Raw genomic sequence first — 7,651 nt, forward strand, 5'->3', positions numbered from 1 at the left:
GGTCGCGCTGGTGACGGGCGGCGACAGCGGGATCGGCCGCGCCGTGGCGGTCGGTTTCGCGAAGGAGGGCGCGGACGTCGCGATCGTCTACCTGGAGGAATCCGACGACGCCGCGCACACGAAGCAACTGATCGAGCAGGCCGGCCGGCGCTGCGAGGCGATCGCGTGCGACGTCGGCGATCGCCGGCAGGCGCGCGACGCGGTCGCCCGCACGGTCGAGCGGCTCGGCCGGCTCGACGTGCTCGTGAACAACGCGGGCGAGCAGCATCCGCAGCCGGGCATCGAGGACGTGTCCGAGGAACAGCTCGAACGCACGTTCCGCACCAACGTATACGGGATGTTCTTCTGCACGCAGGCCGCGCTGCCGCACATGAAGGAAGGCGGCCGCATCGTCAACACGGCGTCGGTCACCGCGTATCACGGCAGCCCGAAACTGCCCGACTACTCGGCGACCAAGGGCGCGATCGTCGCGTTCACGCGTTCGCTGTCGATCGAGCTGGCCGAACGCGACATCCGCGTGAATGCGGTCGCGCCGGGGCCGATCTGGACGCCGCTGATTCCGTCGACGTTCACGCCCGAGCAGGTCGCGAAATTCGGCTCGAACGTGCCGCTCAAGCGGCCGGGCCAGCCGGACGAACTGATCGACTGCTACGTGCTGCTCGCGTCGGACGGCGCGAGCTACATGACCGGGCAGACGCTGCATCCGAACGGCGGCTCGATCGTCGGCGGCTGATGGCCGTTTCCACGCAAGCACCAGGAGAAAGCAGATGAGACAACCCAACTGGACGATCGCGGCGCTCGCCGCCGGCGTGCTCGCCGTGTCGGGGCTCGCCCGCGCGCAGATGCCGAGCGAGCCGCCCGCGTCGAATGCGCATGTGCCGGGCGGCGTGATCAACCCGTCGTCGGGCGCCGGCGCCGCCGGGGACCCCGGCATCGCGAAAGCGCCGAAGGGCACCGACGCGGAGTTCGTCGACAAGGCCGCGATGGCCGGCAAGGCCGAAGTGCAGGCAAGCCAGCTCGCGCTGAAGCAGGCGCAGTCGGCGGACGTCCGGGCGTTCGCGAAACGGATGGTCGCGGATCACGGCAAGGCGAACGCGAAGCTCAACGAAATCGCCGCGCGCAAGGGTATCAAGCCGCAGGTCGAACAGATTTCCGACCCTGACGTGGAGGCGCTGCGCGGCAAGAGCGGGCACGACTTCGACGCCGCGTATCTCGCGGCGGCCGGCCCCGACGCGCACCAGAAGGCGGTCGCGTTGTTCGAAGACGAAGCGCGCGACGGCAAGGACGCGCAGCTGCGCGCGTTCGCGAAATCCACGCTGCCGACGCTCAAGCATCACCTGAGCATGGCGCAGACGGTCGCACGCAAGGTGGGCACGCAATAACGCGTGCCCGGTTCCACCCCTGGGCCGCCCAGGCGGCCCGCTTTTTCGGAGAAGCAGTCATGGCCCAACGGCAATCGAAGCACGAAGGTATCCTCGAACTGCTCTGCCAGGCATACGAGACCGAGCTTGGCGGCGCGCAGATCTACGAGGCCGCGCTCCAGTGCGCGACCGACGAGGACCTCCATAAGGAATGGGAGAAGTATCATCGCGAGACGCTGCATCACCAGGAGGTGCTGCGCAAGGTATTCGAAACACTGGGCCTCGATCCCGATGCGCAGTCGCCGGGGCGCGCCGCGGTGGCGGCGACCGGCAAGTCGCTCGTGCAGGTGATCCAGCAGGCGAAGAAGCAGGCCGACCCGGCGGTCGCGCAGGTGGTCGCGGCCGAGTGCGTGGTGCTGGCCGAAACCAAGGACCACCTGAACTGGGAGCTGATCGGCTACGCGGCTGATCAACTGCCCGACAGCGATGCCGCGAAGGCGCTGAAGGCCGCGCACGACGAGGTCGAGGCCGACGAGGACCATCACCTGTATCACACGCGGGGCTGGGCGCGCGAGATGTGGATCGAGTCGATGGGCTTCAAGGCGGTGCTGCCGCCGCCGGAGGAAGTGAAGAAGGTGGAGTCCGCGGCCGACGCGGCACGTGCCGAGCGCTCGCGCGGCAAGATGATGTAACACCCGGGCGGGCGTGCCGCGCGCGGCGCGGCCGCCCGCTTGCCGGTCCATCAGGTCGCGTACGCAACCTTCCGCACGCTCCTGCTTCAATCCCTCACGTCAGTACATCGACGATCATCGTCACTACCGACACGGCCATCAGCGCGACCGCCAGCCAGCCGAACACTTTCGATACCGGCCCGCTACCGGGCTGGCCTGCCGCATCGCGCTGTTGCGACAGCAGCATCACCAGCACGAGCATCGGCACCGCCGCGACGCCGTTGAGCACGGCGCTCCAGTACAACGCGCGGATCGGGTCGATCGGGCTGAAGCAGATCGCGATGCCGACGATCACGCACAGCGCCAGCACCGTGTAGAACGCGGGCGCGCGCCGCACGGGCTCGTTCAGCCCTTCGCGAAACCGCCACGCTTCCGCGCAACCGTAGGCGGCGCTGCCCGCGAACGCGGGAATCGCGAGCAGCCCGCAGCCGACGATGCCGAACGCGAACACCAGGAACGCGGCTTCGCCGGCGATCGGCCGCAACGCCTCGGCGGCCTGCGCGGTGCTGCCGATGTCGTGGCGGCCGTGCGCGAAGAACACGGCCGCGCCGATCACCATGATGCAGAACGACACCGCGTTGGTGACGATCATGCCGGTCCACGTGTCGAACGTGATGCGCTGTTCGGTCTCGCGGCGCGAGTTGCGTTCGCCGTTCTGTTGCTCGGCCGTGGTTTCCTCGACTTCGAGCGCGGCCTGCCACACGAACAGGTACGGGCTCAGCGTCGTGCCGAGCACGGCGACCGCGGTGGTCGCATAGTCGTGCCTGAAGGCGATGTGCGGCAGCACGATCGCGTGCAGCAGGTCGCCCCAGTCGACGTGCACGAAGCCGAGTTCGAGCACGTACGCGATCAGGCCGAGCGTCATCCATTTGATCCAGCGTGCATAGCGTTCGTACGACAGCATCACCTGCAACGCGAGCGATGCGATTCCGTAGAGCGGCGCATACCAGTAGCTGCGGCCGCCGACGACGAGCGCCGTCGCGTCGCCCATCGCCGCGAGATCGGCGCCCACGTTCACGACGTTGACGATCACGACCATCACGATCAGCATCTTCGCGACGCGCTCGGAATAGTGCTGACGGATGCCGGCCACGAGCCCTTCGCGATTGCGGCGCCCGATGAACGCCGACGCGAGCTGCACGGCGACCATCATCGGCAGCGTGACGACGATCATCCACAGCATGTTGAAACCGAACTGGCTGCCGGCCTGCGCGTAGACGGCGACGTTGCTCGGATCGGCATCCGACGCGCCCGCGAGCAGGCCGGGGCCGAGCCGCCGATACCACGGTTTCGCGGCGGCCGGCGGCGCCTCGGCCGCCGGCTGCGCGTCTTCGTCGAGTCCGCTCATCCGGCATCCCCGTGCGCCGGGCGCCCGCCGCCGTGGCGCCGCTCGCGGGCGAGGCGCGACGCGGTGCGCAACGCGTCGACCAGCGTGCGGTATGCATGCTCGCGGGAATCGGCGCCGCGCGTGCGCAGCACGTACGAAGGGTGATAGGTCGCGACGACGAGCCGGCCGTCCTCGGTGCGCACCGGGGCGCGCGTGCGCTCCAGCGTCGCGTCGTTGTCCTGCAGCACCGCGCGCAGCGCCGTCGCGCCGAGCGCGACCACCACACGCGGCTGGACGGCTTCCAGTTCGCGTTCGAGCCAGTAATGGCATGCCGCCACTTCACGCTGCGCGGGTGTCTTGTGCAGCCGGCGCTTGCCGCGCGGTTCCCATTTGAAGTGCTTGACCGCGTTCGTCAGGTAGACGTGCGCGCGTTCGATCCCGGCTTCGTCGAGCGCGCGATCGAGCATGCGGCCGGCCGCGCCGACGAACGGCAGGCCTGCACGGTCCTCCTGGTCGCCCGGCTGCTCGCCGACCAGCATGATCGGCGCGTCGACGGGCCCGGCGCCCGGCACCGGCTGCGTCGCGTGTTCCCACAGCGCGCAGCGGCGGCACGCGTCGAGCGTGGCCGGGGCATCGTCGTCGGGCGTCGTCGTCGGTGCCTGGCGGTCGAGCGTTTTGCGCGTCATGCGGCATCTCCGGCGCAGGCCGAACGGACGGTACGCCGCCGTCGCGCGGAACATGTCGGCGCTCGGGTTGTCGCACGCGCAGAGGGAAGCACACCGGACGAGCGAAGCCGCATCGTGCGCATGAAAGACTCCTGTGTCGACGATGCGAGCAAGGCAGCAACCGGCATGCCGCGTGCAGCCGGCATGGGCGCGCGCCTTGCGTGGCAAGCCGGTCCAACGACAGGAGAAGCACGATGCAACTCGAACCCGGCGACGATCCGGCCGCCGACGACGTGCTGCTGTGGCGTGCGCCCGACAGCGTGCCGCGCCGTCCGCGCCGCGTGCTCGTCGTCGACGACTATCGCGATGCGGCCGATGCGCTGCGCCTGCTGCTCGAGGCGCGCGGCTTCGAGTGCCGGGTCGCCGACGATCCGTTCGCCGTGTGCGACGTCGCGCGCGACTGGCAGCCGTTCGCGGTGGTGCTCGACATCGCGATGCCGGGCCTCGACGGGCTGCAGCTCGCGGCGCGGCTGCGGCGCGATCCGCAAACGTCGGACATGCTGCTGATCGCGTGCAGCGGGCTTGCGTCGCGGCGCGATTGCGAACGGGCGAAGGAAGCCGGCTTCGACGCGCACTGCGCGAAGCCGCTGACGCCGCACCGGCTGCTGGGCTACCTCGAATCGGCGAGCGGCGGCGCCAGGAAGCCGGACGGGGACGTTACACGACCCTTGTAAAAAGGCTGGCGGTGCGCCGGGTGCGGCGTCGGCCGCCAAAACGCGACCACAAAAAAACGCCCCGCGGGGCGGGGCGTGTCGAACGGAAGCGCCGGCGAACCGGCGCCGCGTCAAGGTGCGGTCAGTGACGGCCGCGCGTGCGCGGATCGTCGAGGTCTTCGGTCGGGTCGGTCAAGCCGAGCTCGTCGCCGGCACTCCAGTACGGCGTGCTGCCGTAGAACTCGTGCAGCGGCTCGGCCCATTGCGGATCGGCCATCGCCGGCCAGTGGTCCTTGTCGAACCCCGGCGCATTGCGAATCCGCTCGGACGATACCGACAGCAGGAAGCACTTGCGTTCGGTATCGAGCGTCAGCGCGCTCCACGGAATCGCGTGCAGCTTGTCGCCGATGCCGAGAATGCCGCCGCTCGACAGCACCGCATACGCGATGCGGCCGGAGCGCACGTCGAGCATGATGTCCTTGATCTTGCCGACATCGTCGCCGTCGGTCGTATAGACCTTGTCGCCTTCCAGCGTATCGGCCGCCATCACGTCGGGGCCGGGGCCGGCCGCCGTCGCGGCGCCCTTGCCGATGATGCGGGTCTGACCTTGATCGGGAGTCTGCATGGTTTCCTCCAGGCTGTGTGGGGCGCGACCGTGCCCGGGGCCGGGCCCTGCGGGTCGCGCGGGTGGGCGGGGCGAAGCGGAAAACCGCTCCGTCACGTCTGTTTCGGTTGCGACACGCCTTCGAGCGTGTTCGCCACGTCGTCGCGCTCGGGGCTGGCCGTGCGCGTTGCGATGTCGGCGAGCGACAGCATGCCGACCAGTCGCTTGTCGTGATCGACGACCGGCAGCCGGCGCAGTTGCGCGTCGGCCATGTAGTGCTGGATCTCGTCCAGCGAATCGTCGTCGAAGCACCATTCGATCGGGCCGGACGCGACCTCCTGGATGCGCGTCTCCGGCGGCTTGCCGGCCGAGATCGCACGCACCGCGAGATCGCGGTCCGTCACCATCCCGACCAGCCGGTTGTTGTCGCACACGGGCAGCGCGCCGATGTCGTAGCGCTCCATCAGTTGAGCGGCGTGACGGATCGAGTCGGTCGGTGCGATCCGCACGACGTCCTGCGACATGATTTCGTTGACGCGATGCATGAATTTCTCCTTGGCAGTCAGGTAAAGCGATGTGCCGGTGCGGCTGCCGTGTTCCAGCAAACCGCATGCCGTGCAGGCGTGGTTCGTCTCGTCACTTCTCGTCGCGTTTGCGTTTGTCCTCCGCCGGCCCGTCGTCGTGCTTGCCGGGCGGCGTGTCGGGCTCGATGCGCGTGACGCCGCCGGTCGCCGGCGGGTCGCTGGCCGGAAACGTGTCCTCGAGTTGCTTGTCGATATGACGTTCCGAATGGCGCGTATGGGTGCGGTCCTGGTCCTTCAGCGGCGGCTGCGGGTCGGGCTGCCGCTCCTGCGCCGGTGCGTCGCGGCCGTGCCGGGTCGAATCCTTCATCGCGGTACTCCGTATCGGTGACGAGGAGCCGCCTGTGCCGCAACCTGCGTTCCCGGCCCGCGCGCCCGGCACGCGACTTGCCGCTGCGACGGCCACGACCACGACGACGACCATGACGACACAGCGCAACAGGGTGCCTGCTGCGCGCACACCGAGCGGGAGGCAGGATGACGATTCCGAAACGACGACCAGGGGTGCGCTACGAGATCAACGTATGCGGCGGCGGATTCGATTCGGTGAAAAGCCATTTCGATACGTGGAAGCGCGAGCCGCTGATCTACCGGCCCGAGCGCCGGATGTTCGAAGGCAAGGCCGACGTGCGGCCGCTCGGCGACGAGACGTTCGGCGCGACCGAGCCCGCGCGCTTCGCGCTGCAGCGGGCGTGCGAGCCGTCGGACCCGTATGCGCTGGCTGCACGCGTGCGGGACGACGGCCGCGAGCTGTGGCTCGTGATGGCCGCCTACGACGCGTAGCCGCGCGCTTGCAAGATTTGCAGCGAACGGTGTAGCGAAGGCATGGCGACTGGCGTTCGACCGCACGCCTGCGTACCGATTCCCGGGCGATCCCCGCGTGACCCGCGCCTGCGGCGACGTGAATGGACGGCACGCGGCTTGCGAATCTTCGCTACGCGGCCGTCGCGCCGATCCCGACCCGAACCCGCAACGATGGAATGCCGATGAAACACGAACCCGCGCAGTGGCTGCAACGACCCGAACCGCCGTTCCCCGACATCGAGCCGGACCCCGAGCCGCCCGATCCCGACGACGTGCCGCCGGACTTGCCCGAACCGTACCGGGAACCGGAGGGCGACCCGCCCGGGCATGCGCCGCCCGAACGCGACCCGCCGTCGCGCGAGCCGCCCGTGCGGGCGTGGCGGGTGGGCGCGCCGCCGCTCATGCGAATGGAGGATGTGCGATGAGTATCCGCTTGAAACCCGGCATGCTGCGCGACATCGCCGAGACGCTCGGCCGTCATTTCGAGGCGCGCGCGATGCCGTTCCACGTCGAGGAGCAGCCGGCCGGCGCACTGCATATCGGCTTTCGCGTCGACGGCCATCCGGCGTCGCTGACCGTGACGTTCGACGCCGACGCGTTCGCCGCGCTCGAACGGGCCGACGTCGACCGGCAACGCGGCACGCTCACGCGCGTCGCGGCCGAATTCGACACGATGATGGCGCGCCGCGCACCGACCGCGTACGCGGGCGATTTCCATTTCAACCGGCTCTGAGCCGCGCCGCACTGGCCGGCCCGGGGCAGTCGATTCACGGAGGACTCGATGAACACGATCCAGACGATACGCGTGGGCGCCTGTGCGTTTGCCGCCGCGTGCGCGCTGGGCGCATGCACGCAACCGACCAAT

The 7,651-nt window shown here is 69.4% G+C and carries 12 protein-coding genes; 7 read left to right on the forward strand and 5 right to left on the reverse strand.

What is annotated here, in order from left to right; all coding sequences use genetic code 11:
* The 3 genes from JMF90_RS15405 to JMF90_RS15415 all read left to right on the forward strand — a co-directional run.
* A partial coding sequence (locus tag JMF90_RS15405) for an SDR family oxidoreductase (protein ID WP_201325212.1) occupies positions 1-733 on the forward strand: 733 nt, incomplete at its 5' end.
* 34 nt (positions 734-767) lie between these two features.
* Positions 768-1,382: a DUF4142 domain-containing protein gene (locus JMF90_RS15410; protein ID WP_201317320.1), complete on the forward strand. Its 615-nt coding sequence runs from the start codon at positions 768-770 to the stop codon at positions 1,380-1,382.
* Between the two features lie 59 nt (positions 1,383-1,441).
* Positions 1,442-2,053, forward strand: a complete 612-nt coding sequence (locus JMF90_RS15415) for a hypothetical protein (protein ID WP_011545570.1) — start codon at positions 1,442-1,444, stop codon at positions 2,051-2,053.
* Positions 2,054-2,147: 94 nt separating this feature from the next.
* Here JMF90_RS15415 and JMF90_RS15420 read toward each other — a convergent pair whose 3' ends face one another.
* Positions 2,148-3,440: an Nramp family divalent metal transporter gene (locus tag JMF90_RS15420; protein ID WP_201317319.1), complete on the reverse strand. Its 1,293-nt coding sequence runs from the start codon at positions 3,438-3,440 to the stop codon at positions 2,148-2,150.
* The gene (locus JMF90_RS15425; protein ID WP_201317318.1) at positions 3,437-4,105 is read right to left on the reverse strand and encodes a UdgX family uracil-DNA binding protein; all 669 of its coding nucleotides are present in this window, start codon (positions 4,103-4,105) and stop codon (positions 3,437-3,439) included. Before JMF90_RS15425 ends, JMF90_RS15420 begins: the two co-directional genes overlap by 4 nt.
* A 233-nt stretch (positions 4,106-4,338) precedes the next feature.
* Here JMF90_RS15425 and JMF90_RS15430 point away from each other — a divergent pair, with 233 nt between their 5' ends.
* Positions 4,339-4,818 (forward strand): response regulator, encoded by a 480-nt coding sequence (locus JMF90_RS15430; protein WP_201317317.1) that lies wholly within the window; start codon positions 4,339-4,341, stop codon positions 4,816-4,818.
* A 121-nt stretch (positions 4,819-4,939) separates the two neighbouring features.
* On the opposite strand, the gene JMF90_RS15435 is transcribed toward JMF90_RS15430, so the two are convergent.
* The 3 genes from JMF90_RS15435 to JMF90_RS15445 all read right to left on the reverse strand — a co-directional run bounded on the left by JMF90_RS15435 (position 4,940) and on the right by JMF90_RS15445 (position 6,292).
* Positions 4,940-5,422: a PRC-barrel domain-containing protein gene (locus tag JMF90_RS15435; RefSeq protein ID WP_006498342.1), complete on the reverse strand. Its 483-nt coding sequence runs from the start codon at positions 5,420-5,422 to the stop codon at positions 4,940-4,942.
* Positions 5,423-5,514: 92 nt separating this feature from the next.
* Complete coding sequence (locus tag JMF90_RS15440; RefSeq protein ID WP_011545563.1) at positions 5,515-5,946, reverse strand: CBS domain-containing protein; 432 nt, start codon at positions 5,944-5,946, stop codon at positions 5,515-5,517.
* 91 nt (positions 5,947-6,037) lie between these two features.
* Positions 6,038-6,292, reverse strand: coding sequence for a hypothetical protein (locus JMF90_RS15445; RefSeq protein WP_011545562.1), 255 nt, complete (start codon positions 6,290-6,292; stop codon positions 6,038-6,040).
* Positions 6,293-6,459: 167 nt separating this feature from the next.
* Here JMF90_RS15445 and JMF90_RS15450 point away from each other — a divergent pair, with 167 nt between their 5' ends.
* From JMF90_RS15450 to JMF90_RS15460, 3 genes are all read left to right on the forward strand, one after another.
* A complete protein-coding gene (locus JMF90_RS15450; protein ID WP_011545561.1) occupies positions 6,460-6,765 on the forward strand; it encodes a hypothetical protein in 306 nt (101 codons plus the stop codon).
* A gap of 122 nt (positions 6,766-6,887) precedes the next feature.
* Positions 6,888-7,211, forward strand: a complete 324-nt coding sequence (locus JMF90_RS15455; RefSeq protein WP_374039687.1) for a hypothetical protein — start codon at positions 6,888-6,890, stop codon at positions 7,209-7,211.
* On the forward strand, positions 7,208-7,519 hold the full coding sequence (locus tag JMF90_RS15460; protein WP_201317316.1) for a hypothetical protein: 312 nt from the start codon (positions 7,208-7,210) through the stop codon (positions 7,517-7,519). Before JMF90_RS15455 ends, JMF90_RS15460 begins: the two co-directional genes overlap by 4 nt.
* The last annotated feature ends 132 nt before the right edge of the window (positions 7,520-7,651 follow it).

The sequence above is a fragment of the Burkholderia sp. E168m23 genome, from assembly GCF_016586125.1.
Taxonomy (GTDB): Bacteria; Pseudomonadota; Gammaproteobacteria; order Burkholderiales; family Burkholderiaceae; genus Burkholderia; species Burkholderia orbicola.

Excerpts from the sequence above, each read along its gene's own strand:
- JMF90_RS15410 (WP_201317320.1), top strand. The coding sequence starts at position 768 with ATGAGACAACCCAACTGGACGATCGCGGCGCTCGCCGCCGGCGTGCTC.
- JMF90_RS15415 (WP_011545570.1), top strand. The coding sequence starts at position 1,442 with ATGGCCCAACGGCAATCGAAGCACGAAGGTATCCTCGAACTGCTCTGC.
- JMF90_RS15420 (WP_201317319.1), bottom strand. The coding sequence starts at position 3,440 with ATGAGCGGACTCGACGAAGACGCGCAGCCGGCGGCCGAGGCGCCGCCG.
- JMF90_RS15425 (WP_201317318.1), bottom strand. The coding sequence starts at position 4,105 with ATGACGCGCAAAACGCTCGACCGCCAGGCACCGACGACGACGCCCGAC.
- JMF90_RS15430 (WP_201317317.1), top strand. The coding sequence starts at position 4,339 with ATGCAACTCGAACCCGGCGACGATCCGGCCGCCGACGACGTGCTGCTG.
- JMF90_RS15435 (WP_006498342.1), bottom strand. The coding sequence starts at position 5,422 with ATGCAGACTCCCGATCAAGGTCAGACCCGCATCATCGGCAAGGGCGCC.
- JMF90_RS15440 (WP_011545563.1), bottom strand. The coding sequence starts at position 5,946 with ATGCATCGCGTCAACGAAATCATGTCGCAGGACGTCGTGCGGATCGCA.
- JMF90_RS15445 (WP_011545562.1), bottom strand. The coding sequence starts at position 6,292 with ATGAAGGATTCGACCCGGCACGGCCGCGACGCACCGGCGCAGGAGCGG.
- JMF90_RS15450 (WP_011545561.1), top strand. The coding sequence starts at position 6,460 with ATGACGATTCCGAAACGACGACCAGGGGTGCGCTACGAGATCAACGTA.
- JMF90_RS15455 (WP_374039687.1), top strand. The coding sequence starts at position 6,888 with ATGGACGGCACGCGGCTTGCGAATCTTCGCTACGCGGCCGTCGCGCCG.
- JMF90_RS15460 (WP_201317316.1), top strand. The coding sequence starts at position 7,208 with ATGAGTATCCGCTTGAAACCCGGCATGCTGCGCGACATCGCCGAGACG.